This window comes from Tropicimonas sp. IMCC34043, assembly GCF_003390845.1.
Lineage (GTDB): Bacteria > Pseudomonadota > Alphaproteobacteria > Rhodobacterales > Rhodobacteraceae > Tropicimonas.
Window position 1 is genome coordinate 100280 of sequence record NZ_QMEK01000002.1, and the last position, 25182, is coordinate 125461.

A 25182-nucleotide genomic window follows, 5' to 3' on the forward strand; every position below is an offset into this window, starting at 1 on the left:
CCAGCACCGGAGCCACCAATGTTCGCTTCTATTCTTCAGCGGGTCGGCCAGGCTGTGTTTGTCATGTTCTGCATGACGATCGTGGTTTTCATCGGCATGAACCTGATCGGCAACCCAATCGACCTGCTGATCTCTCCCAACGCAACGCCGGTCGAGCGCCAACGGCTCATCGCCGAGTTCGGGCTGGATCAAGCGATCTGGGTGCAATACTGGCGCTTTCTGGTCGGCTTGGCCCATCTGGACCTTGGCGTCAGCTACATCTTCAACGAACCCGCCCTGCGCGTCATCCTGCAGCGCTTCCCCGCCACGATGGAACTTGCTCTGATGGCAACGTTCCTGTCGGTTCTGATCGGCGTGCCGCTGGGGCTCTATGCCGGGCTTCGTCCCTATTCCCCTGTTTCCCGCCTGATCATGACCAGCAGCATCCTGGGCTTCTCGTTGCCGACGTTCTGGGTCGGCATGATGTTCATCCTGCTGTTCTCGGTCCAGCTTGGATGGCTGCCGTCCAGCGGACGCGGCGAGACGGTCACCGTGTTCGGCATGCAATGGTCGTTTCTGACCCTGGACGGGCTGTCGCACCTTTTGTTGCCGGCACTGAACCTCGCCCTGTTCAAAGCCTCGCTCATCTTGCGGCTCACCCGCGCCGGCGTCGCCGAAGTGCTGCCGCAGGACTATGTCAGGCTGGCCCATGCCAAGGGACTGAGCGCGCGGCGGGTCGTCTATGTCCATGTGCTCAAGAACGTGATGATCCCGGTGGTGACCGTGGTCGGGCTGGAGTTCGGGTCGGTCATCGCATTCTCGGTCGTGACGGAAACGATCTTCGCCTGGCCCGGGATGGGCAAGCTGATCATCGACTCGATCAACAACCTCGATAGGCCGATCATCGTCGCCTACCTGATGATCATCGTGCTGCTGTTCGTCACGATCAACCTGGTGGTCGACATTCTCTACACCGTCCTGGACCCCCGGGTTCAGTTCTCGAAAACCGGGAAACGCTAATGCCTGTCGATCTCGTCGATCCCTTCGCCAACGAAGCGGAAGAAACCGCGCGCCCGATGCGCGACTTGATCCGATCCTATTTCCGCTCGCCGATCGGCACATTCGGACTGGTCCTGATGGTGCTGATCGTCCTCGCCGCCGTCTTCGCGCCATTTCTGTCGTTCCAGAACCCCTACGATCTTTTGCAACTCGACATTCTCGATGGCCAATTGAAGCCAGGAGAAACGTCTGCGGCGTACGGGTACCCCTACATGCTGGGTACCGACGATCAGGGGCGCGACATGTTTTCGGCCATTCTTTATGGGCTGCGCATCTCGCTCGGCGTAGGGATCCTGTCCGCCACCACCGCGGCGCTCATCGGTGCCACACTTGGCCTTGTGGCCGCCTACCATGGCGGGCGGCTCGAGAGTATCATCATGCGGCTGGTCGACTTCCAGCTTTCCTTTCCCACCATTCTCGTCGCGTTGATGATCCTCGCAGTTATGGGCAAGGGGATAGGCAATGTAATCCTTGCCCTGGTGCTGGTGGAATGGGCGACCTTTGCTCGGACCGCGCGGGGCGTCGGGCTGGTGGAAAGCCGCAAGGATTACATCGAGGCGAGCCATGTTCTCGGCGTGCCTTCATGGCGCATCCTTTTGCGTCATCTGCTGCCCAACTGCATTCCGCCCCTGATCGTCATTGCAACCGTGCAGGTGGCACGCGCGATCTCTCTGGAAGCGACGCTGTCCTTCCTGGGCGTAGGGGTTCCGATCACCGAACCCAGCCTTGGACTGCTTATTTCCAACGGATACCAATACATGTTCTCGGGCATGTACTGGATGAGCGTCTTCCCCGGGCTGGCCCTGCTTGTGACGATCGTCGCGATCAACCTTGTCGGTGACCGCCTGCGCGACGTCCTGAACCCGAGGAAAGACACCTGATGGCCTTCTCAGCACAACTGCGCCCCGAGGAGACGCAGCCGATCCTTTCCGTCAGCGGTCTGACGACTTCTTTCAAAGTCGCACGTGGCTGGAAGCCGGTGGTACGCAACGTCAGCTTCGACATCGGGCCCCGCGAAACCCTGGCGGTCGTCGGCGAAAGCGGCTCCGGCAAGAGTGTCACGGCGATGTCGATAATGGGGCTTCTCAACCCGCGGACCTCTCTGATCGAAGGCGAGATCCGGTTCGACGGCACCTCTCTGACCAGGCTTTCGGATGCCAAGATCCGCAGGGTCCGGGGCTCCGACATGTCGATGATCTTTCAGGACGCGAGTCTCAACCCGGTCTATACGGTAGGATTTCAGCTGACCGAGGTCCTGCGCCTGAAACGCGGCATGTCCCGTTCGCAAGCGACAGAAGAGGCGGTGACGCTTCTTGAAAAGGTCCGCATCCCCGCGGCCCGCAAGCGTCTTGGCGACTATCCGCATCAACTGTCGGGCGGAATGCGGCAGCGGGTGGCGATCGCCATGGCGCTGGCCTGCAAGCCGCGCCTGCTTATCGCCGACGAACCGACGACGGCGCTCGACGTCACGATCCAGGCGCAGATCATCGAACTGATCAAACTTCTTCAGGACGAAGAGCACATGTCAGTGATGTTCATCACCCACGACATGGGCGTCGTCGCCGAAGTGGCCGACCGAACCGCGGTGATGTTCCGGGGCGACCTGGTCGAGACCGGCACCACGCAGGAAATATTCGCCCGGCCCCGCGAGGCCTACACCAAAGCGCTTCTCGCCTCGATCCCGCGGCTGGGCTCCATGAACGGAACCGACTTTCCGCAGCCCTTCGAGCTGATCGACCATCGGACGGGCGAACCTGTCGCGGCCGCGGCCACCCCCCTGCCCGCAGCCCCCGCCGGCAGCCTGTCGTTGCTCGACGTCGACCAGTTGTCGCTTCGCTTCGACGTGCGCGGCGGCTATCTCAACCGGCTGATTGGGCGGGTCCATGCGGTGGAGGACGTATCCTTCAGCATCGCCCCGGGAGAAACCCTGTCTCTGGTCGGCGAAAGCGGCTCCGGCAAGAGCACCACGGCGCGGGCGATCATGGGCCTGAGCTCGATGGTGCGCGGCGACATCCGGCTTGGCGGGCTGGTGGCAGCAGGGCCCAAGGCGGCACCGCGCAGCGTCTTGTGCAGGAAGCAGCAAATGATCTTCCAGGATCCCTTCGCCAGTCTCGACCCCCGCTTTCGGGTCGGCGATCTGCTGGCCGAGCCGCTGCGATTGCACCTGAAGCTGCAAGAGACCGAGATCGAACAGAAGGTTGTCGCCCTGCTCCGCGATGTCGGCCTCAGACCCGACATGGCCCAGCGGTTCCCACACCAGTTCTCGGGCGGTCAGCGCCAGCGGATCGCCATCGCGCGCGCTCTTGCCCTCGACCCCCAGCTCGTGGTCGCCGACGAGGCCGTGTCGGCGCTCGACGTGTCGGTCAAGGCGCAGGTCATCAATCTGATGATGGAGATCCAACGAGAACGGCAGCTATCCTATCTCTTCATCAGTCACGACATGGCCGTGGTCGAACGGATCAGCCATCGCGTGGCCGTGATGTATCTGGGGCGGATCGTCGAGATCGGCCCGCGTCGCTCGGTCTTCGAGAACCCGTCTCATCCCTACACGCGCCAACTCATGGCCGCGGCCCCGGTGCCCGACCCCTCGCGCCGGCAATTGCGGCGCGGGCTGGTGGCCGACGAGATCCGCTCTCCGATCCGGCCCAAAGGCTTCGCTCCGGCGCTTACACGGATGATCGAGGTCGCGCCGGACCACTTCGTCCTCGATCTGCCAGATCACGCGCCCGAGTTTCCATAGACGGAGGGTGCCGAATCCTGACCCGCGAAACCTACCTCAATCAGAGAAACACGAGAAACAAGACAGATCGATGCCGACATCCCCCCATACCGAACTAACTGACGCACGGATCGCAGCCGACAAGAAGGCGACGTCGGATCCGCATGTCCAGACCACTCTGTGCCATGCCGGGCGAAACCCGGAAAAGCACAGCGGCGCCGTCAACGTACCGGTCTTCCATGCCTCGACGATCCTCTTCCCGACCCTGGAAAAGCTGGACGGGAAAGCGAGTGCACCGGTTCGCTACGGCCGGCGCGGCACGCCGACCAGCCAGGCGCTGGAGGATACCGTCTCGGCGCTGGAACGGGCAGAAGGCACCGTTTTGACCCCCTCGGGAGCAATGGCAATCACGGTTACGCTCCTGGCCCATGCCCGCCCTGGAGCGCACTTTCTGATCCCGGACAACGCCTATGGCCCCTGCCGGCACACCTGCAACGAGGTGCTGAAACCGATGGGCGTCACCTTTACCTTCTACGACCCCCTGATCGGAGCCGGAATTGCGGACCTGCTGCGGGATGAAACCGCGCTTATCTGGATCGAGGCGCCCGGTTCGCAAACATTCGAGATGCCTGACATCCGCGCGATCGTCGACGTCGCCCGCGCAAACGGAATCCGGACCGCACTGGATAACACCTGGTCGGGCGGCTACTACCTCCAACCGATCTCGATGGGCGTCGACTATTCGATCCAAGCCGGCACCAAATATCTGTGCGGCCATTCCGACGTCATGTCCGGCACCATCGCATGTGGACCCGGGCTGCACGAGGGTATGAAGAATTACGCCGCCCGGCTCGGCGTCTGCGTCGGCCCCGACGATGCCTATATGGTCCTTCGTGGCATGCGGACGCTTGCCGTGCGCATGCGCCAGCACCAGGATGCGGCGCTCCAGATCGCAACCTGGCTGGCCGACAGGCCCGAAGTTCTGCGCGTCATGCACCCGGGGCTGGCCACCGATCCCGGCCACACCCTGTGGCGGCGGGATTTCAGCGGTTCTTCGGGGCTGTTCGGCTTCGTCATCCGGCCCGTGGACCGGGCCAGGCTGGCGCGGATGATGGACGGGCTGCGCTTTTTCGGAATGGGCGCGAGCTGGGGCGGCTTCGAAAGCCTGCTTATCCCGACCGACCCCGCCAAGCTTCGCAGCGCGACCGAGTGGAACCCCGGCGGACAGACGATGCGGGTTCAGGTGGGTCTGGAAGAGCCCGCGGACCTGATCGCCGATCTAGAAGAGGGGCTGGCTCGGCTGGCATGAAACACGACGATTTCATACGAGACGGGGTCATCGGACCGGCCGGAAACAAGGCTTTGGACTCCGGGATCTCACGCAATCTGCCGGAGGGGGTGCCGAGCAACCACGCGCGCCGGGTCCGGCCGGGTGGCGTGGTGCCGACACATGACAGCCTGGTGCGGATGGGCATGAATACCGTTTCGGTGGCCTGTAGCCTGGAGCGGTTCTGCCCCCCGGCCATGCTTTGCGGCTGCACCGGCAGCAGGTTCGTCCAAGTGCCGGCAGAGGTCGACAGCGTCTCGGGCCCGATTGAGGTGGAAGTGGGCGTTGCGGCCGATCACCACCTCGCGCAGCGTCCTCGACGCGCTGAAGGCGCGCCCGGTCTGCCTCGCCGCTCGCTTGGGCCGCGAAATCCACCTGTCGATGACAACCGTCCTCGGCAGCTTCAACGTGAAGGTTCGAGCCCAAGCTTCACGCGACGGCACGGCCCTCGCCCCGATCGGTGCCGTGGACTCGCGGCGAACCATCGATTTGGTACTCGACCACCAGGCGCCGGTGAAGGGCTGCGGCGCGGTTTCGATCGGCGGCACAACCCGCTGACCTTCATCATCATCGCCGAGCTGGAAACCCTCCTCGGCGGGCCGGTGAAATCTTCCAATCTCGCGCTGCTCTGGGCGGCGCTCCCGGACCTCGTGCGCCTGCCCGCATCCTGCGGTGGCCAGAGATCTTTTTCGTTGCTGTCGCTCGAACCCGTCCAACTCGCCGGGGCCAGCACCAAGCAACCCGCGAAATCATGAAAGGACCGAATTTTGACCGATAAACTTGCACGCCTTGCCGTGGATATTGGTGGAACGTTTACGGACATTGTTCTCGAACGCGCACCCGGCGAATTCCTGTCCGGCAAGTATCTGACGACCCATGTCGAACCCGAACGCGCCGTCCTCGAAGGGACCAAAGACCTCATCGCCAAAAGCGGCATGAGTCCCGACCGGATTGGCCTTGTCGTGCACGGCACCACGCTTGCGACCAACGCGCTGATCGAGCGCAAGGGCGCCAAGGTCGCGCTGATCACGACCAAGGGCTTCCGCGACTCGCTGGAGATGGCCTACGAACACCGGTTCGAGGTTTCCGATCTCTACATGGAACGCCCCGCGCCGCTCGTTCCGCGCTGGCTGCGCCTGGAAATCGACGAACGCCTCGCGGCGGATGGCTCCGTGCTGCGCCCGTTCGACGCCGCCAGCCTGATGGCCCTGATCCCGCGACTGCGCGACGAAGCGGTGGAGGCCGTGGCGGTCTGCTTCCTGCATTCCTATGTGGACGGCGTCCACGAGCGGATGGCGGCAGAGATCCTGCGCCGCGAACTGCCGGAAGTGAAGATCACCCTCTCGCACGAGATCTGCCCCGAGATCCGGGAATACGAGCGCGGCTCGACCACCTGCGCCAACGCCTATGTCCAACCGGTCATGGAAAGCTACCTGCGCCGACTGAAGGACGGCATGGCCGGCCTTGGGATCCAGAGCGAAATCATGCTCATGATGTCCTCTGGCGGGCTGTGCAGCCTCGACGTGGCGTGCGCCCAGCCGATCAAGCTGGTCGAGTCCGGCCCGGCCGGCGGCGCCGTGCTGGCGGCGAGCATCGCTGAAGAGTTGAAGATCGAGAAGGCCATCGCCTTCGACATGGGCGGCACCACCGCGAAACTGGTGCTGATCGACGACGCAACGCCACAGCAAAGCCGCAACCTCGAAGTCGCGCGGGCCTACCGGTTCCTGCGCGGCTCGGGCATGCCGTTGCGGGTGCCGGTGATCGACCTGGTCGAGATCGGCGCCGGCGGCGGGTCGCTGGCATCGGTCGATACTCTGGGCCGCGTGGCCGTGGGACCGGCAAGCGCCGGGTCGGAGCCCGGCCCCGCCGCCTATGCGCGGGGGGGAACCCGCCCGGCGGTCACCGATGCCGACCTGATCCTCGGCAAGATTGACCCTGTCGGCTTCGCCGGCGGCAACATCGCGTTGGATGCGTCGCTCTCGGCAAAGGCGCTCGACACCCATGTAGGCGAACCTGCCGGAATGGACACAAGGACCGCGGCCATCGCCGTGGTCGAAGCGGTAGACGAGAACATGGCCAACGCCGCCCGCGTCCATGCCACGGACAACGGGGCGCAGCTCGAGGGTCGGACCATGATTGCCTTTGGCGGTGCCGCACCGATGCACGCCGCCAGGATCGCGCAGAAACTCTCGATTACGCGCATAATTGTGCCGAAAGGTGCCGGCGTGGGATCGGCGCACGGGTTCCTGCTTGCCCCGGTATCCTACGAAGCCGTCCGCACACGACTGATTCCGCTCGACATGCTCGACGAACATCAGATTGGCGCAATTTTGGCCGACATGCGCTCGGAGGCCAAGAGCATCGTTGGCCTGGGCCTATCCGACGACACCCCGTTGACCGAAAGCGTTTCAGTCTACTTGCGCTATCGCGGACAGGGCCACGAGATCATGGTTACGCTGGAGAGAATTCCGGAGGCGGAGGCGCTGCGGCCGACGCTGTTGGCGCTGTTCAAAGAGGAATACCGCCGCCATTTCGGTCGGGTGATTCCAGGCATGGAAATCGAATGCCTGACGTGGAAGCTTGCCCTTTCGGGTCCGCGCAGCGGATCTGTACCAGTCACCGCCTCCGCCGCCCCCACCGCCTCCGCCGTCTCCGAGGCGAAGCCGATTAAGCAGCAGGTCCTAGTGGATCTGCTGACGATGAAGGACGGCAATGCCAACGTCTACCTGCGCGCCGATCTCGGCATCGGCACAATCGTCGCCGGCCCGGCCATCATCACCGAAGACGAGACCAATACTACGATCCCCGAGGGGTTCACCGCCCATCTGACCCGGGCTGGTCATCTGGTGCTGGAGGCGCAAGGCGCCCGCGCAAGCCAAGGAGAAGCCGCATGACGCAAAACATAGACCAGATCCAGCTTCAGGTCATCTGGAGCCGCCTGATCGCGGCAGTCGAAGAACAGGCGCGCAGCCTGATCCGTGCGGGATTTTCGACTTCCACGCGCGAAGCGGGCGACGTCTCGGCCGGCGTGTTCAACACCCGGGGTGAAATGATCGCCCAGGCGGTGACCGGCACGCCGGGCCACATCAACTCGATGGCCCGCTCGGTCAAGCACTTCCTGGACGTGTTTCCGGCTGACACCGCGCAAGACGGCGATGTCTATATAACCAACGATCCCTGGAAGGCGACCGGCCACCTGTCGGATCTGTCCGTCGTCACGCCGATTTTCAAGGGTGGCCGTCTCGTCGCGCTCTTTGCCTGCACGACCCATGTGGTCGATATCGGCGGCAACGGTCCTTCGCCGGAATCGCGCGACGTCTATGGCGAAGGGCTTTTCATCCCGATCATGAAGATCGCCGACCGTGGCGAGATGAACGAAAGCCTGCTTCAGATCGTCCGGTCCAACGTCAAGGAACCGGTTCAGGTCGAAGGCGACATCTTTGCCCTCGTGGCCTGCAACGAGGTCGGCGGCAAGCGCTTGCTGACGATTATGGACGAATGCGGTCTCGACGAGATCGACACGGTCGGCGACGAGATTTTCGCCCGGTCGCGCAGGGCGATGATGGAGGAGATCGCCAAGCTGCCGCGCGGGACCTGGCACAACAAGATGACCATCGACGGCTACGAGTCGCCCATCGACCTCTGCGCGGCGCTGACGGTGGACGACACCGGCGTCCATATCGACATGGACGGGACATCGGAACCGTCGCGCTACGGCATCAACTGCCCGATGTGCTATACTGAGGCCTATGCCTCCTTTGGCGTGAAATGCCTTGTGGCGCCGCATCTTCCCAACAATGCGGCCACCATGGCCTGCATCACGGTGACGGCGCCCGAGAACTGCATCGCGAACGCGCAGTTCCCACGCCCGGTCGTGGCGCGTTCGACGATCGGCATGTTCCTCCCCGACCTGGTGTTCGGCTGTTTCGAGCAGGCGCTCGAAAATCGGGTTCCCGCCGAAAGCACGGGCACGCTCTGGAACATCAGGCTGGGCGCACAGCCCGATGGCGGCAATCCCGGCTTCATGGTAACGACCTTCCACAGCGGCGGCACCGGCGCGCGGCCCTTTCTCGACGGGCTCTCGGCAACCCCCTTTCCCTCTGGCATCCGCAACGTGCCCGTTGAAGTGACCGAAGCCATCACCTCCCTGGTGATCTGGCGCAAGGAGTTCCGCCCGGATTCGGGCGGCGCCGGCCGGCATCGCGGCGGGCTCGGCCAGACAATGGAGATCGGCAACCGCGCCGATGTGCCGCTGGCCTTCTATGCCCGATACGAACGTGTCGAGAACCCGGCCAAGGGCCGACAAGGCGGCAGCCCGGGGCATCCCGGCCGGGTCAGCCTGGGCTCGGGCGGCAAGCTGCGCGCCAAGGGTCTTCAGACCATTCCGGTGGGCGATACCGTCGTCATCGAAATGCCGGGTGGCGGCGGCTATGGCGACCCGCGTGACAGGCCTGCCGAAGCGCTGGCGCATGATCTGCAGTGCGGATACGTGACCCCAGAGGGCGCCGTGCAGAGCTATGGCAAGGCAATGACCGGCGACTGAGACGCACCATGTCGGACAGCCCGGTTCCCCTCACTCTCGATCTGGCCCGCGCGCTTGCCGGGCTGGACCCCGTCGCACTGTCCGATCGCGTCGCCCGGCGCTCCGGGATCGCCTTTCTCGATACAATCGCTGTCATTGCGGCCGGGCTACGCGAACCGGCCGTCGAGGCCTTGGCCAGAACCATCGGCGACGGGGGCGGACCGCCCGCCACCGCCCGGGACCGCGCGCTGCTGCTCGGGACGGCGGCGCATGCGCTCGACTATGACGACGTGGCCTTCGGGGGGCATGTCAGCGCGGTCATCGTCCCCGCGATCCTCTCAATGCTCCCCGATCTGCCGCGGCAGACGCCGTCGCGCCTGCTGTTGCTGGCCTATGCCGCGGGCTTTGAGGCCTGGGCCGAGGTCTCGGCACGCGAGACGACGCTCTACCATTCCAAGGGCGGGCATCCCACCGGCATGCTCGGTCCTCTGGGAGCCGCGGCCGCGGCCGCAACACTGCTTCGTCTCGATACCGACCGGTACGCGCATGCGCTTGCCATCGCCGCGTCGCTCGGGGCCGGTCTGACGGTCAATTTCGGCACCATGACCAAACCGTTTCATGCAGGCCGCGCCGCAGAGGCCGGCGTCTTCGCCGCATTGCTGGCACAGGCCGGCATGACTGCTGCGCCCGACGCGCTGGAAGCGCGGAACGGGTTTTTGCGGGTCCACTCCCCGAATGGCGACGTCGATCTGCGAAGGCCGGTCTTTCTGGACGGCGGCGCGCTTCGGCTCGAAAGCGTCGCGCCCAGCGTCAAGCGCTTTCCGGTGTGCTACGCCGCCCATCGGGCCATCGACGCGGCATTGGCGTTGCACCGCGATGGCGGCTTTACGCCCGAGGCGCTGACGCGGATCGATATCCTGATCAGCCCGCGCCACGCTGGCACGTTGCGATATTCCGACCCGACGACGGTGTCGCAGGCCCGGTTCAGCCTGGAATTCGCCGTCTGCACCGCCTTGCTGACAGGACAGGTTGGGCTCTCCCAGCTCACGGACGCCTGGCTGAACGACAGGCAATTGCGGCGGCTCATGAGCCGTTGCCGCCGAGAGCTTTCGGACCGGGCCGATCCCGTGCTCGAAGGCTTTGCGGCCTTCGATCGGGTCACACTTCACCGCAACGATGCACCGCCCCTGCGAAGTCCCGAGGTCACCCGTCCCCTCGGCCATGCCGATACCCCGCTGAACCCCGATCAGATCGAAGCCAAGCTGGCAGATTGCATTTCCCTGTCCGCATCGCTTCCGTCCGCCGCCGAGATGCGCGACCTGATCGGGCAACTGGGACAGCCGACCGGCGTCCCCGACGCGCTGACATCCCTTCTCGGCGCGCTTCTCGCGCAGGCGGCCCCGGCCTCACATCGCTGACAGCGGTCCTGCTGCGCGCGGTCATCCCTTTTCAACCAAAGGAAAGAATACACATCATGTCACGCACAAGGCGACTGGTCGAATTCGTACTCGACACGACCTACGACCAGTTGGATCCCGCGGTCATCACACTCGCCAAGAAACACTTTCTGGACTGCGTCGGCTCGGCCCTCGCCGAGGCGGCACACCCGCGGTCGCAGATCGTCCAGAATTACCTGAACCGGGTCGGCGCCGAAGGACCATGCCGCGTCATCGGCTACGGTCGCAGCGCCACCATCGACAACGCGGCCTTTGCCAACGGCATCCTCGCCCATACGATCAGCTTCGACGACAGTGGCCCCTCGCATCCGTCGGTAACGATCGTTCCGCCTCTGCTGGCCATGGGCGAGATGTATCACCTTGACGGCAAGGCGATCATCGCCGCGCAAGTCCTGGCCTACGACGTTTTTCAACGGCTGAACGCCGTGACCGAGGACGCCTGGGAAATGCGCAAGCGCGGCTGGCATCCCACCGGCTTCTTCGGCGCCGTCACCTCGGCCGTGCTGTCGGCGAAGCTGATGGGCCTGACCCTGGACGAAAGCGTCAACGCCGTCGCCATCGCCGCGACCATGGGTGGCGGGCTCAGCCAGAATATCGGCAGCATGGGGATGGGGCTGCACGCCGGCAACGCAAGCCGCAACGGCATCATCGCCGCGCATCTGTCCAAGGAGGGCTTTCGCGCCGACGCCGATCCGCTGGAGGGCCGCTTCGGCCTGATGGACGCGCTGTGCGGCCCCGGGACCTACGAAACCCGCGCGCTGACGGACGGGCTGGGCGCGCCCTTCCGTCTGCTGGAACCGGGGATCACGATCAAGCCCTATCCGAATTGCTGGGCGCATCACAAAGTGCTGGATTCCGTGCTGCATCTGGTCGGCGCCCACAACATCCGCCCCGATCTGGTCGAGCGGGTGGACGTCGATCTGCAACCCGACAAGCCGACCTATCGCTACCTCGAACCCAAGACCGACCTCGAAGCGCGCTATAGCCTGGGCTACGGCATCTCGCTGTGCCTTCTGGACGGCGGGCTTGGCCTGGACCAGTTCGCGGACACGCGGATCGAGGACGCCCGGACCCGGGACATGCTGGCCAGGATCCACCACGTCCCGCAAGAACCCGGCCCGGCCCAGAACAAGGTCGCCATCCTTCTGAAGGACGGCCGGCGCCTGTCGCACCGTGTCGATCATTCCAAGGGCCACCCGCGTTTCAACCCGATGTCGGACGAGGACGTGCAGGCGAAATTCGCGGACTGCGCCGGCCGGACCCTGTCCGGCGATCAGGTCGAAAGGGCCGCCGGACTGATGAACGCGCTTGAGGAGGTCGACGATCTTGCGTTGCTGATGGACGCGCTGGTGGCGGGCTAAGACAGGTACAAACAGTTCCAACGCAAAGGACCCGCCGTCGTGGCGGGTCCTTTTTTCGTTGCTGCGGCGAAACGGATCAGGCGAACAGGCGCATCATGCCCGCCACATCGTCGTGGACATCCATGGACAATACGGCATCGAAGGCCTCCTGCGCCGCTGCCGGGTCCATGTGGCCCGAAACGCAGTCCGAAAACTTCTCGAACAATTCGGCATCCGTCATCGGGTTCAGCGGGCCGCGTCCGAAATTGGTCGATGCAACTTCTTCGAATACCCGCCCGTCCTTCATCGTCACCCTGACCCGCCCAAGGTACTGATCGTCTCCGGTGTGGTGGGTGGAGGTCGTCACCTTCAGCAGCTCGGCAACCGCCGGCGTCATGAAGGCGCCCTCCCTGAAGTCTGCGATGCGCAACTGCCCGTCCGTCAGCGCCTTTGCCGTGAGGAACTGGACCGAGAACTTCGCATCCAGCGCGGTTGCGGGCTCGGGCCGATTGGTATGCGCGAGCCGGCGTTCATGCGTCCAGGTCTCGATGGCTGCGATCCCGTCCGGCCCCAAAGCTCCCTGCGCGGCACGGATCTTCAGAGCACTGTCGATTGCCGAGTGCGCGCTGCCGCAGCAGGGATGCTGCTTGATCGCGATACCGGGTTTCAGGATCTCGGGCGTCCCGTGCCAATCGTCCAGGATCTTCTCGATGGAAAATGTGCCTTCGCCGTTCAGTACATTGAAGAACCCGTAGGCATGCTCAAATGCCTCGAGGTTCGCCGTCACGCCTGCCGAGGTCAGAAGGGCGGCGAGCATGCCGTTATGCGCGGCCTGCCCGACATGCAGGGGCTTAACCGGCGTGCCGAAGTTCGATTTCAGCCCCGAGGTCATGGAGACGGTCATCGCCAGCGCATTGGCCAACGCCGGCGCCTCGAGCCCCAGCAGCCGGGCCGATGCGACGGTCGCACCGAATACCCCGAGCGTTGCGGTCGGATGCCAGCCCTTCTCGTAGTGATGCGGCAAGAGCCCCCGGGCGAGCCGGGTCTCGGTTTCGAACCCCGCCAGATAGGCTTCGATCACGGCCTTCCCGCCAAACCCGTGGTCCTCGGCGATGGCAAGCAAAGCCGGGACCATCGGCGCCGAAGGGTGCCCGCCCAGCGTGGTCGAACAATCGTCGAAATCGAGCGCATGCGCCGCGGTGCCATTCACCAGCGCCGCATGAAGCATGGTCGAACGGCCGTTGCGTGCCACCCGAGTCGCCTTGCCCGGCGCCGCGGCGGTGCCAAGCACCGTCTCGAGGCTGGCAATGAAATCGGCCCCCGCTCCGGCCACCGTCACCCCGAGGGTATCGGCCACCGCCCGCTTCGCGATATGGATCGCCTCGTCGCCGCTGTCGTCCAGAGAGATTGCAGCCGCGCGTTGCGCAAGCTCGTTCGCAAATGTCATTTGAATGCTCCTGATCAAAGCGTCGCGGCTTCGATCTCATCGGTCAGGTTTGAAACGGAGGGCAGCGCGTCCAGGTCGAGCAGCATGTCCAATGTCGCCTGCGCGCCCGCCGCGCTGATGCTGCGAGAGGCGCAGTCCAGGAACTTGCTTTGCAGCATCTCGGCCGGAAGCGGCACCTCGGGTCCGCGTCCCAGCGGCGCGGACACCTCGGCCTTCAGCCGTTCCGCCGAGCGCAGGACCACCGTGACCTCTGCGCCATAATCGTTGGAATCGTCCTCGTGCGGAACCATCTCGATCAGCGACATGACACGCATGACATCGGGGTCGTGCAGGGCCTCTTCCTCGAAGTGATCCAAGGTCACGGAGCCCGTAATCAGCGCCCGCGCCACGGCGTATGGCAGCGAGAACTTCGCGTTCAGCGCGCTGCTGGCAGGGTTCTGCACATGCTTCAGCATGCGACGGCGATGCATGTGCACCACGACCTTTTCGATCTGTGCCGCCTCGGGGGCGTTTGTCCGGTTGATTTCGATCGCCGCGTCGATCGCGCCGTGAACGCTGTAGACACAGGGATATTTCTTGATCGACAGGCCCGGGCTCATCAGGTCCAGCGGGTCGCCCCATCCGGTCAGCATCTTGTCGATGTCGTAGTTGCCCTTGCCGTTGAAGACTTCGAGGAACCCTTGCGGATGTTCAAAGGCCGTCGGCCCGGCAGAGACACCCTGTTCGGCGAGCAGGGCAGCAAAAAGCCCGTTCCGCGCTGCGATGCCCGCATGCAGGGGCTTGGTCGGAGTTCCGAAATTGGCTTTCACGCCCGAGGCGAAGGACGCGGCCATCGCGATGGCATGCGCCATCTGCTCGGCGCTGTGGCCCATGAGCCGGCTCGCCGCTGCGGCGGCGCCGAAGATGCCCAGCGTGGCGGTCGGGTGCCAGCCCTTCTCGTAATGGTAGAAGTTGACGCCGCGCGCGAACCGCGTCGCCAGTTCGACCCCCACGATATATCCGTCGAGCAGCGCCTGACCGGAGGCGCCGCGCGCCTCGGCCAGGGCGAGAAGACCGGGAATGATGATGACCGTGGGATGGCCCGACAGCGACTTGCTGGTGTCGTCGTAGTCGAGCGCGTGGCCGGAGGTGCCGTTGACAAAGGCGGCCTCGAGCGGCGCCAGACGTTCCTTGCGCCCAAGAACCAGGGCAGGCCCGGGAACGTCCATTCCGGCGGCCAGAACCGCAGCCGTGGTGTCTGTTCTTGCGCCGAGCAGCGCGCAGCCCACGGTATCGGCGATAGCCTCGCGCGCCCATTTCCTGGCGTCCGACGGGAAATCGCGATAGTCGAGGTCAGTGGCGCGTTGCGCCAGTTGGAGGGCGAGTGTCATCTGTTCTCCTGCTGTCAATGTCCACCACGGGCGGCCAGAAGGCAGGTCATCCCAGTGACGGCGGATTGGGTCTCTAGGGCCATGAGGCCGTCGTAGAGCATTGCGGCATCGGCGGGCGTCATCAGGGCCGTGCAGCAATCGTCGAACTTGCGGCGGAATTCGTCCTCGCTCAGCGGATTGTCGCGCCCGCGGCCCATGGCAATGCTGGCGGAGGCCTCGTGACGTGCCCCGCCGGGCAGGGTCACGGCGATCCGGCCCAAATTCAGATCGCCGCAGTCGTGCGTCGCCAGGTCGATCCGGCGCATCACCTCCTGCGTCTGACCGTCGCCCAGGGCATCGGGCTGAAAATCGTTCAGCCCGACGGTGCCATGCAGCAGCGCGCGCGCGACGAGGTACTGGGTGCTGAACCGCGCGTCGAGCTCGTCGCAGGGAGTGGGCCGGTCGATGTTGCGCAGACGGCGGGGATGCAGCCGCACCGTGATCGTTTCGGGAATTGCGCCTGACGGCATCTCGCCACGCAATGCGGTGGCCGCGTCGATGGCGCTATGGATGAAGGCGCAGCACGGGTATTGTTTGATCGCAATCCCCGGCGATAGGAACGCCTCTCCGGGCGCCGGCGGTTCCAAGGCCGCGCGGTCGATCTCACCCGCCGTTCTGCCGTTGAACGCTTGCAGATATCCCAGCTTGTGTTCGAACGCCGTAGTGTTGGCGGTCATCCCGGCCTCGGCAAGAAGGACAGCCTGAAGGCCGTTCCGATTCGCCATGCCGGCATGAAGCGGCTTGGTCATCGTACCGGAATTCGCCCGCACCCCGGCAGCGGCAGAGGCCGCGACGGCCAGCGCCCGGGCGGTGGTTTCCGGGTCGAGACGCAAAAGCCGGCAGCCGGCCGCGGCGCAACCGACGACACCGAAGGTTACGGTGGGGTGCCATCCCCGATTCACGTGTTCCGGATTGGACATCCGAGCAAGCCAGATTTCGGTGGTTACGCCGGCCATATAGGCCGCGAGCAGATCGGCGCCGGTCGCGCCGCGCGCCTCCGCCAGCGCAAAAAGAGCCGGAACCACCGAGACGGAGGGATGCCCGTCCATCAGCAGGTTGCAATCGTCGAAATCGAGCGCATGCGCCGCGACCCCATTGACCTGCGCGGCATCGAGCGCCGAGCGCCCCGTCGCTGTGCCCACGACGGTCGAGGGTCCGCCGGCCAGCGGCAGCGTGCCGAGCAGCAGGCGAACCACCGGTTCGGCATGGCCCGCGGCCATGCAGGCGATCACGTCGGCCACTGACCGGCGCGCCCATTTCACCGCTTCGGCGGGCTGGTCATCAAGCGAGAACCCGCTGGCAACACGGGCCATCTCCATCGTGACAGGGATCACGGCGCTATCCTTTCTTTCGGGTCATAACCGCCGGTGCCACGCGAGGCCGGGACCGCCCGCTCATCTCAGGCAGCGTGCGAACAAATCGAGCGTGCGTTGTTCCGCCAGCGCCGCATGCTCCTCTCGGTGCGGCGGATAGCCGAACCGTCCGAAGCCGTGCGGCGCATCGGCGTAGACATGGACGGTCACGTCGCTTCGGTCAGCGGTCAGCCTGTCGATCTCATGGCCGGCGGAGACCGGGATACCCTGATCCGCCTCACCGAAGTGCAGGATCGTCGGACATTTCAGCTCGGTCGCTTTTTCCGTCATCTCTTGCAGTCGCGTCCCGTAATACACCGAGCAGGCGTCGGGATCGGCCGTGGCCGAGTAGAGATAGGCAAGCTGCCCCCCCAAGCAGAACCCCATGATTCCGACCTTGCCGTTGCTGCCTGACAGCCCGCGCAGGTGGGCGGCGCAGACATCGAGGTCGTGCAAGGCCTGAGCGGTGTCCAGGTTGAGGGCGAGCTTGCGGCCCTTCTGCTGGTTTTCCGGCGTATAGGCCATGCGCAGCCCCGGTTCCTGGCGCCAGAACAGGTCGGGAGCCAACACATTGTAGCCGGCAGCGGCATATCGTTCCGCCACGTCCTGCACCCAGTGGTTCACATTGTAGATTTCCGCCAGAAGCAGGACCCCGCCGCCGCAGCCGCCCGCGGGCTGCGCCAGGTAGGCCTCGAACTCCCCATCATCGCATTGAACGGAAATGAATTCCCCAACAGCCATCCCGAAACGCCCCCCTATATCTGTGTACACCATTCGCTCGATGTATATTAATGTATACAGCAGTGTGCAAGCTTGTTATTTTGCCCGAGATCGAGCGCGCCGGCACACGAAAAGACCCCGCAAGGGCCTTTCGCCGGGCGTTTGAGCCAAAGGGATGGAGAGAGAGTTTGCGCAGATTTCTGAAGCGAATAGACAGGTTGCTCTACAACGCCGAGAGTGTGCTGATCGGTGTTTTTTCGGTCGCGGCCCTGATGGTGGGGACCGGGCAGGTCGTCCTGCGCTACGTCTTCAACACCGGCTTCGAATGGTCCGAAGCGGTGTTCATGCTGCTGACCATTTGCGGCGTGCTGGCGGGGGCGATCCGGGCTGTCCGCAACGATCTTCACGTGCGCATGGACCTTGTCGCCCAGTCGGTCGGCCCCGGTCTGCGCCGCCTGCTGAACGGGATCGGCTGCGTCATCTCGCTGGCGCTCTGTGCCTTTTACGCCTTCTCCGGAGTGATCTTCGTCGGCTTCCTGAAACAGATGGGCACGGTGAATGTCGAAACCGGCATTCCTGACTGGGCCATCTTTTCGATCATGCCGGTCGTCATGGCCTGCTTCGTGATCCGCTACGTCATCCGGATCGCGTCGATCATCGAGGGTGACGAGACCGGCGCCCCGCCCTTCTCCGACGCAAAGCATCCTTTGGCCAGGGGCGTGAAATGACCGCGATTGTCCTGGTTTTCATATTCTTCTGTCTCATCCTCATCGGTGTCCCGATCGCCGTAGCCCTTGGCGGGTCGGCTTTGGCGACCTCGCTGCTGCTGAGCCCGCTGCCCCCGGCAATCATCGGGCAGAAGATCTTCGGCAATCTGGAACACCTCACGCTGATGGCGGTGCCATTCTTCTTCTTCGCCTCGGCCCTGATGGAGTCGGGCGGGCTGGTCAAACGGCTCATCGCCCTGTCGAATTCGCTGGTCGGTCATTGGCGCGGCGGTCTCGGCATCACGACGGTTCTGACCTGCGTGTTCTTCGCCGCGCTCTCGGGGTCCAGCCCCGCCACCGTCGCCGCAGTCGGCCGCATCATGTATCCCGCGCTTCTAAACGCCGGCTACTCGACCCGCTACGCGCTCGGGGCACTGACGACGGCGGGCTCGATCGGCATCCTTATCCCGCCCAGCATTCCGATGCTGATCTACGCCTTCGTCACCGAAACCTCGGTCACACGGCTGTTCCTGGCCGGCGTCGTGCCCGGCATCATCTATGCCGCGGGCATGGTGGTCGCGGCACGTTTCCTGGCCCTGAAAGAAGACATCGCCCCGCAGGAGCGGATGAGCTGGCCCGGCCGCGGGCAGGCGTTACTCAACGCCGGTCCGGCACTCATGCTGCCGTTGATGATCATCGTCGGCATCTATGGCTTCCCGGATTTCTCCATAGGCGGGCTGGAGGTGTCGGGCGGCGCCCTGTTCACACCGACCGAAGCCGCCGTTCTCGCCACGTTTCTCGCCTTCCTGATCGGCTGGCTGGTCTATCGCGAGCTGACCGTCCGCACTGCCATACAGAGGGTGATCGATACGGCGCCGAGCGTGGGGATGATTTTCTTCATCACCACGAACGCGCTTTTCTTCGCCTTCTTCATCACCCAACTGGGCATCCCGCAATGGGTGACCGAGACGCTGGTCGCGCTGGATATGCCGCTCTGGATGTTCCTGCTGATGATAAACATCCTGCTGGTGATCGTCGGCTTCTTCCTCGAAGGCGTGCCGACGATCCTGATGTTCGTGCCGGTCCTTTTCCCCGCCGCACGGGAAATGGGTATCGACCCCGTGCACTTCGCGATCATCGTCATCGTGAACATTGAGCTGGGCCTGGTGACCCCCCCGGTCGGGCTGAACCTCTTCGTCGGATCCGCCATCTCCAACCAGCCCGCCACCGTCGTGCTGAGAGGCACCCTTCCCTGGATGGTCGTTACCGTAGCTGTCCTGATCCTCGTCACATACGTGCCTGGAATTTCGCTGTGGCTGCCGAACTACGTGTTCGGCGACTGAGCCTTCGCGACCCAATGACCAAACCTGAAAACAAACGGAGGAGACCATGCGTAGACAATTCATCAAACTTGCGATGGCGTTTGCCGCAGCCCTGGCAGCATCGGCGGCACCAGCGTTGGCGCAAACGAAAATCGTGCTGAACAACGACGGCAGTTCGCTCAGCATCAAGGGCCAGGCGATGCAGATCTGGAAAGACGAGATCGAGGCGCGGCTGGGCGACGATGTCACGGTGGAACTGCACCATGCCGGATCGCTCTTCGACCAGAAGTCTCAAATTCAGGGTGTGCAGCTTGGCATGGTCCAGATCATCGCCCCAGCCATCGGGATCTACACGTCGAATGCACCGAACATTTCCGTTCTCAGCCTGCCCTATCTGCTGGAAACGCCGACGCAGGTTCAGGCCGCCATCGAGGATCCGATCGTCGCGGCCGCATTCGAGGGCGATCTGGAATCCCGCAACATCAAGCTTCTGGACGTCTGGCCCAATGGCCCGAAGGATTTCTTCTACAAAGGTGACCGTCCGATTCTGGTTCCCGAGGACATGCGAGGCTTCAAGTTCCGCGTCCAGGCGGTGCCAGCCGATCTGGAGACTATGAGGGTTCTTGGCGCCAATGGCATCTCGATGACCTGGACAAAAGTCCCGACCGCCCTTCAGCAAGGCGTGATCGATGCGATCGAACCCTCGGCCAACGCGGTCGTAAGCGCCGGGATGGTCGAAACCATCGACCAGATGACGCGGGTGGGCTACCAGTACAGCTTCTTCGTCGTCGGCGTGAACAAGGGTTGGTGGGACACCATGCCCGAGGATCAGCGCGCAGCAATCTCCGAGGCGCTCGACGTAGCGACCGACTGGATCACGCAAAACGCGAAGGAAGCCAACGCCGAGGCCTATGCCCTCATGGCCGAAAAGGGTGTTGTGATCCACGACATCACGCCCGAGCAGCGCCAGCTCTGGATCGACGCGGTGGCCCCCGTCTGGGAAAGCTACGGCGTGAACCTGGCAGGCGAAAAGGTGATGAACCGCCTCAAGGAAATCGCTGCGACGGTCGAATAACACGCAAGTCATCCGGCGGCCGCGAACCGGCCGCCGGACCCTGGCACGGGAGCTGCCATTTGCGCCGCTCCGCTTCGGCGGCTATGATTTGGCTGCGACGCTCTGCCTACCAAGTGCCGGTCGGTCCGCAGCGAGCCCTGGGGCTGGCCTTTCCGATCGTGCACTGCCGTTCCGACAAGCCTTAGCAAACTAGACAAACGCACCGCCAACCAGCCTACGAGCGACGAACAATGCACCCAGCCGATATCAAGAACACCACGCCCTTTGATCGCCTGGTCGCGGCCATTGAAGTAGGCGAGCTGCCACCGGGCTCCCGTCTGCTTGAAACAGAGCTCGCCAAACGTCTTGGTATCAGCCGCACCCCCGTGCGCGAGGCGCTGCACCGGCTTCAGGCGCTCGGCCTCGCACAACAGGGCGCGCAGCGCGGCCTTGTCGTGGCGGAGCTTAACTATCAGAAACTCAGACAGCTTTTCGCGGTGCGCGAGGGCATCGAGGGTCTTTGCGCCCGCCTTGCGGCGCAGAACGCGACGGCGGAAGAGCATGAAATGCTCCAGGATCTGATCGATATGGACCGGAACGAGACCGACCCCGAGATCCTGAGTGCGCGCAATGCGGTGCTGCACCGCCACATTTCCTATGCGACCCATAACACATACATGATGGAAACGGTGGACAGCCTGAGACTACATCTCGTCCTGCTTCCGGGTTCGACCTATACTTTTCCAAAACGACTTAAAGAAGCCCAAGAAGAACACGAGAAGATTGTCCAGGCCATCGTCGACGGCGACGCGGATGCCGCCGAGAAGGCCGCGCGAGAACACATCGCGCATGGGTTCCGGGTCCGGATCATGATGATGTCCACGAGCTGACGAGCTGCCCGAAATCAGGCCAATGAGCGGTCAGTAGTCCTTCCCAAGACAGGCAGGACGAAAAACGCAGATCTTCAGATGAACAGATCATAGCAATGATCAGAGAACATGAGACGGGCGTGAAGGCCCAGGAGCTGAGCCCGAAGCACGGCATCGGCCACGACAGTTTCGAGAAGGTACAAACCCGGGTTTGACTGGCCCCCCTGGTTTCGTGGACGCCTTCTTCGCTCATCTTGAGGCAAGGCGGCCATGACGGGCACAGGCACTTTCACGGACGAGTGAAAGCGCGATGCGATGCGGCAGGCAAAATCCTGGCTTCATCAACGAGCGCGGGAGATGAACGACCGCGCCGCGCTACCCCATGAGGCCGCCGCGTACGCCGCTCCGTGCAATTGCGGGCGCCGCGCCATGGCCGCGCCATAGGAACTTGGCGGGGACAGCGCGCAGCCGAAGCAGCGCCTGGTGGTCGCCCGGCCGTTACAAGAAACGCCAAAGGGCCCAGGCGTTTCCGCCTGAGCCCTTGGAGATAATGGTGAGCCGTGTAGGGTTCGAACCTACGACCCGCTGATTAAGAGTCAGCTGCTCTACCAACTGAGCTAACGGCCCGCAATGCCGGTCGCTTGCCCGTGTAAACGGGAGCTCCGGTGTAATTTTCCCGGATGACCGGGCGTCAGTGGTGAGCCGTACAGGATTCGAACCTGTGACCCGCTGATTAAAAGTCAGCTGCTCTACCAACTGAGCTAACGGCCCATCCGAGTGCCGGTTCCTAGGAAACATGCCCAGCGGGGTCAAGCGTAAAAATCGAAGGCCCTTCAAATTGGCTACGGGCACGGGTATAGCGGCGCGCAGGATGGCAGACGAAAACCCCTCTTCCGCCCGGCGCTTTTTCAAGATGCACGGGCTCGGCAACGACTTTGTCGTGCTTGACCGGCGCGCTGGCGGCAGCCTGCCCGGGACCGATCTGGTGCGCGCCCTGGGCGATCGCCACCGCGGCGTCGGGTTCGACCAGCTTGCGGTGATCCTGCCCGATGCCGAAGCCGAGGCGCGGCTAATGTTCTACAATGCCGACGGCTCGCCGTCGGCGACCTGCGGCAACGCCACCCGCTGTATCGCCCGCTATCTGATGGACGAAACCGGCGCAGACCGGCTGAGCCTGCGCACCGAGCGCGGGCGGCTCGACTGTGCCGATGCCGGCGGCGGGTTGACCGGTGTCAACATGGGACAACCCCTGACCGGCTGGGCCGAGATCCCGCTTGCCCGCGCCATGGATACGCTGGAGCTGCCGATTGCGGGCGCGCCGACGGCGACCGGCATGGGCAACCCGCATTGCACCTTCTTCGTTCCGGATGTGGCGGCGGTCGATCTGGCGGTCTTCGGCCCCGAACACGAACACCATCCGCTGTTCCCCGAGCGCACCAATGTCCAGATCGCCCAGGTGATCGGCCCCGACCACCTGCGCATGCGGGTGTGGGAGCGCGGGACAGGCATAACGCTCGCCTCCGGGTCATCGTCCTGCGCCACGGCCGTCGCCGCTGCGCGGCGCGGGCTGACGGGGCGGCAGGTCACGATCGAGCTCGACGGCGGCACGATCGGAATCGACTGGCGCGAGGACGGTGTCCACATGACCGGACCGACCGCCTTTGTCTTTGCCGGCGAGTTGACCGACGCTTTCCTGGGCAGCCTGTGATGGACGGGACCAATGCGCCACGCCCGCCGGTCTTTGCCACGCTCGGTTGCCGGCTGAATACCTACGAGACCGAAGCGATGAAGGTGCTGGCCGCCGGCGCCGGGATCGACAACGCGGTCGTCGTGAACACCTGTGCCGTGACCGCCGAGGCGGTGCGCAAGGCGCGTCAGGAAATCCGCAGGCTGCGTCGCGAGAATCCGTCCGCCACCATCATCGTCACCGGCTGCGCCGCCCAGACCGAGCCCGAGACCTTTGCCGCCATGGCCGAGGTCGACCGGGTGATCGGCAACGCCGAAAAGATGCAGGCCGACACCTGGACTGCCATGGCCGGCCCCGATTTCATCGGAACGACCGAAAAGGTGCAGGTCGACGATATCATGTCGGTGCGCGAGACCGCGGGCCATCTGATCGACGGCTTTGGCACCCGTGCGCGGGCCTATGTTCAGATCCAGAACGGTTGCGATCACCGCTGCACCTTCTGCATCATCCCCTTCGGCCGCGGCAACTCGCGGTCGGTTCCGGCGGGTGTTGTCGTCGACCAGATCCGGCGGCTGGTGGCGCGTGGCTATAACGAAGTGGTTCTGACCGGGGTCGACCTGACCTCGTGGGGGGCCGACCTGCCGGCCGAACCGCGGCTTGGCGATCTGGTGATGCGGATCCTGAAACTGGTGCCCGAGCTGCCGCGGCTTCGGATCAGCTCGATCGATTCGATCGAGGCCGACGAGGCGCTGATGCGCGCCATCGCCGAGGAAGACCGGCTGATGCCGCATCTGCACCTGTCGCTGCAGGCTGGCGACAACATGATCCTGAAACGGATGAAGCGGCGCCACAGCCGCGAAGATGCCATCGCCTTTTGTCAGCAGGCACGGCGGCTGCGCCCCGACATGACGTTCGGCGCCGACATCATCGCGGGCTTCCCGACCGAGACCGAGGCGATGTTTCTCAATTCGCTGCGGCTCGTCGAGGAGTGCGATCTGACCTGGCTGCACGTGTTTCCCTATTCGCCGCGCCATGGCACGCCGGCCGCCCGGATGCCACAGGTCCACGGCACAGCGGTTCGCGACCGCGCCGCCCGGCTGCGCGCCGCGGGCGAGGCCGGGATTGCGCGCCATCTGGGCGCCCAGATCGGACGCAGCCACCGGATTTTGATGGAAAGCCCGCGCATGGGCCGGACCGAGCAATTCGCCGAAGTCGTCTTCGCCACCGATCAGGCCGAGGGACAGATCGTCTGCAAAGAGATCAAAGGGCAGGACGGCCACCAGCTGACCGCCTGATCCGCCCACGGCAAACGCGGCCCCGCCGAGAGGCTGCAAAAGAACCCCGCCACGACCCGGAACATTCGATCACGAAGGGCGTTATCGACCTGTCGAAGCACATGCGACCATGCATTCCGTCGGCGCTTTCTGCCGGCGGCGCTTTTGATCTGGAGGACGACATGACGATACGCATAACCGCAACCCTCGTACCGCTTGCTCTGGTTGCTCTGGCCGGCTGCGCCGTTTCCAGAACCGAGACACAGGTGCAATGTGGCGCCACCAAGGTCCTCATGACCGAGGATCAGAGGGCACAGATCACCGCCGTCACCGGCACCGAACGTTTCGGCAGCACAGTCTGTACCGCCGTTGCCGGGATGGAACCGACAAACTACGGCGAGCCGAAGAATGTCACCATCACCCTGTCGGACGGCATCCAGCGCAGCGTGAAACTTCAAGCCATGGAATAGCGATTTCCGCAAACGGCGTCCCCTTCCGCCGGATCCGGCGGCAAGGGAGGCCGGGAATATCAACATTCCATTTATCTTTTCTGACTGCCGTCTCATGTGAGACAATAGGCGCGCGGCGGTCGACTCGCCGTCGCGCCGGTCTGTATTTTCACGTGGGAGGAACGACATGAAACTGCGTCACGGCCTTGCGCTATCATCCTTTGCACTTCTGCTGGTCTCGGGCCCGTCGCTGGCCGCGGACATGGCAGCTGTGGTGTGCGGAGACATCCAGGTTTCGCTGAAGGAAGCCGACAGCATGGCTGTGAAGGCGGTCACCGGCGAGGAGAACTTTCAGAAGGACATCTGCGACGCTCTCGCCAAGATGGACCCAGCGCCCCTCTCCGGCCCGAACGAGGTCAAGGTCATGCTGACAGACGGCACGGAATTCACGGCCATGATTTCGCCAGCGCAATAGCGAATGACGTCCGC

The 25182-nt window shown here is 64.1% G+C and carries 21 protein-coding genes and 2 tRNA genes; 17 read left to right on the top strand and 6 right to left on the bottom strand.

Annotated features, from left to right (window positions below):
• Positions 1-18 precede the first annotated feature (18 nt).
• The 9 genes from DQG17_RS10200 (at position 19) to DQG17_RS10240 (ending at position 12424) form a co-directional block, all read left to right on the top strand.
• Entirely contained in the window at positions 19-999 is a 981-nt protein-coding gene (locus DQG17_RS10200) for an ABC transporter permease (protein ID WP_116132744.1), read from the top strand.
• Positions 999-1919, top strand: coding sequence for an ABC transporter permease (locus DQG17_RS10205; protein ID WP_116132745.1), 921 nt, complete (start codon positions 999-1001; stop codon positions 1917-1919). The genes DQG17_RS10200 and DQG17_RS10205 overlap by 1 nt, the downstream gene beginning before the upstream one ends.
• Positions 1919-3778 (top strand): ABC transporter ATP-binding protein, encoded by a 1860-nt coding sequence (locus tag DQG17_RS10210; protein WP_116132746.1) that lies wholly within the window; start codon positions 1919-1921, stop codon positions 3776-3778. The genes DQG17_RS10205 and DQG17_RS10210 overlap by 1 nt, the downstream gene beginning before the upstream one ends.
• Before the next feature lie 70 nt (positions 3779-3848).
• Positions 3849-5066: a cystathionine beta-lyase gene (gene metC, locus DQG17_RS10215; protein ID WP_116132747.1), complete on the top strand. Its 1218-nt coding sequence runs from the start codon at positions 3849-3851 to the stop codon at positions 5064-5066.
• Positions 5063-5839: a hypothetical protein gene (locus DQG17_RS21670; protein WP_157973575.1), complete on the top strand. Its 777-nt coding sequence runs from the start codon at positions 5063-5065 to the stop codon at positions 5837-5839. Before metC ends, DQG17_RS21670 begins: the two co-directional genes overlap by 4 nt.
• Positions 5840-5851: 12 nt before the next feature.
• Positions 5852-7978 (top strand): hydantoinase/oxoprolinase family protein, encoded by a 2127-nt coding sequence (locus DQG17_RS10225; protein ID WP_116132749.1) that lies wholly within the window; start codon positions 5852-5854, stop codon positions 7976-7978.
• Positions 7975-9627: a hydantoinase B/oxoprolinase family protein gene (locus DQG17_RS10230; RefSeq protein WP_116132750.1), complete on the top strand. Its 1653-nt coding sequence runs from the start codon at positions 7975-7977 to the stop codon at positions 9625-9627. The genes DQG17_RS10225 and DQG17_RS10230 overlap by 4 nt, the downstream gene beginning before the upstream one ends.
• Positions 9628-9635: 8 nt before the next feature.
• Entirely contained in the window at positions 9636-11024 is a 1389-nt protein-coding gene (locus tag DQG17_RS10235; protein ID WP_116132751.1) for an MmgE/PrpD family protein, read from the top strand.
• Positions 11025-11080: 56 nt separating this feature from the next.
• Complete coding sequence (locus DQG17_RS10240) at positions 11081-12424, top strand: MmgE/PrpD family protein (RefSeq protein ID WP_116132752.1); 1344 nt, start codon at positions 11081-11083, stop codon at positions 12422-12424.
• Between the two features lie 76 nt (positions 12425-12500).
• On the opposite strand, the gene DQG17_RS10245 is transcribed toward DQG17_RS10240, so the two are convergent.
• Genes DQG17_RS10245 through DQG17_RS10260 form a run of 4 tightly spaced genes read right to left on the bottom strand, consistent with a single transcriptional unit; the run spans position 12501 to position 17352 of the window.
• Positions 12501-13850 carry an MmgE/PrpD family protein gene (locus DQG17_RS10245; RefSeq protein WP_116132753.1) on the bottom strand — a complete coding sequence of 450 codons (1350 nt, stop codon included), beginning with the start codon at positions 13848-13850 and terminating at the stop codon, positions 12501-12503.
• A gap of 14 nt (positions 13851-13864) precedes the next feature.
• The gene (locus DQG17_RS10250) at positions 13865-15220 is read right to left on the bottom strand and encodes an MmgE/PrpD family protein (protein ID WP_116132754.1); all 1356 of its coding nucleotides are present in this window, start codon (positions 15218-15220) and stop codon (positions 13865-13867) included.
• A 14-nt stretch (positions 15221-15234) separates the two neighbouring features.
• Positions 15235-16593 (bottom strand): MmgE/PrpD family protein, encoded by a 1359-nt coding sequence (locus DQG17_RS10255; protein WP_116132755.1) that lies wholly within the window; start codon positions 16591-16593, stop codon positions 15235-15237.
• Between the two features lie 60 nt (positions 16594-16653).
• Positions 16654-17352, bottom strand: coding sequence for a dienelactone hydrolase family protein (locus DQG17_RS10260; protein ID WP_157973576.1), 699 nt, complete (start codon positions 17350-17352; stop codon positions 16654-16656).
• Positions 17353-17519: 167 nt separating this feature from the next.
• On the opposite strand from DQG17_RS10260, the gene DQG17_RS10265 reads away from it, so the two are divergent.
• The 4 genes from DQG17_RS10265 to DQG17_RS10280 all read left to right on the top strand — a co-directional run bounded on the left by DQG17_RS10265 (position 17520) and on the right by DQG17_RS10280 (position 21304).
• Positions 17520-18059, top strand: a complete 540-nt coding sequence (locus DQG17_RS10265; protein ID WP_157973577.1) for a TRAP transporter small permease — start codon at positions 17520-17522, stop codon at positions 18057-18059.
• Positions 18056-19381, top strand: a complete 1326-nt coding sequence (locus DQG17_RS10270) for a TRAP transporter large permease (RefSeq protein WP_116132758.1) — start codon at positions 18056-18058, stop codon at positions 19379-19381. Before DQG17_RS10265 ends, DQG17_RS10270 begins: the two co-directional genes overlap by 4 nt.
• Before the next feature lie 46 nt (positions 19382-19427).
• Positions 19428-20435: a TRAP transporter substrate-binding protein gene (locus tag DQG17_RS10275; RefSeq protein ID WP_116132759.1), complete on the top strand. Its 1008-nt coding sequence runs from the start codon at positions 19428-19430 to the stop codon at positions 20433-20435.
• Between the two features lie 230 nt (positions 20436-20665).
• Positions 20666-21304: a GntR family transcriptional regulator gene (locus DQG17_RS10280; protein WP_116132760.1), complete on the top strand. Its 639-nt coding sequence runs from the start codon at positions 20666-20668 to the stop codon at positions 21302-21304.
• Between the two features lie 530 nt (positions 21305-21834).
• On the opposite strand, the gene DQG17_RS10285 is transcribed toward DQG17_RS10280, so the two are convergent.
• A tRNA-Lys gene (locus DQG17_RS10285) sits at positions 21835-21910 on the bottom strand.
• 68 nt (positions 21911-21978) lie between these two features.
• Positions 21979-22054 (bottom strand) — tRNA-Lys (locus tag DQG17_RS10290).
• 100 nt (positions 22055-22154) lie between these two features.
• Here DQG17_RS10290 and dapF point away from each other — a divergent pair.
• The 4 genes from dapF (at position 22155) to DQG17_RS10310 (ending at position 25168) form a co-directional block, all read left to right on the top strand.
• On the top strand, positions 22155-22991 hold the full coding sequence (gene dapF / locus DQG17_RS10295) for a diaminopimelate epimerase (RefSeq protein WP_116132761.1): 837 nt from the start codon (positions 22155-22157) through the stop codon (positions 22989-22991).
• Positions 22991-24265, top strand: coding sequence for a tRNA (N(6)-L-threonylcarbamoyladenosine(37)-C(2))-methylthiotransferase MtaB (gene mtaB, locus DQG17_RS10300; protein WP_116132762.1), 1275 nt, complete (start codon positions 22991-22993; stop codon positions 24263-24265). Before dapF ends, mtaB begins: the two co-directional genes overlap by 1 nt.
• Positions 24266-24426: 161 nt before the next feature.
• Complete coding sequence (locus tag DQG17_RS10305) at positions 24427-24714, top strand: hypothetical protein (protein WP_116132763.1); 288 nt, start codon at positions 24427-24429, stop codon at positions 24712-24714.
• A 166-nt stretch (positions 24715-24880) separates the two neighbouring features.
• Positions 24881-25168, top strand: a complete 288-nt coding sequence (locus DQG17_RS10310; RefSeq protein ID WP_116132764.1) for a hypothetical protein — start codon at positions 24881-24883, stop codon at positions 25166-25168.
• The last annotated feature ends 14 nt before the right edge of the window (positions 25169-25182 follow it).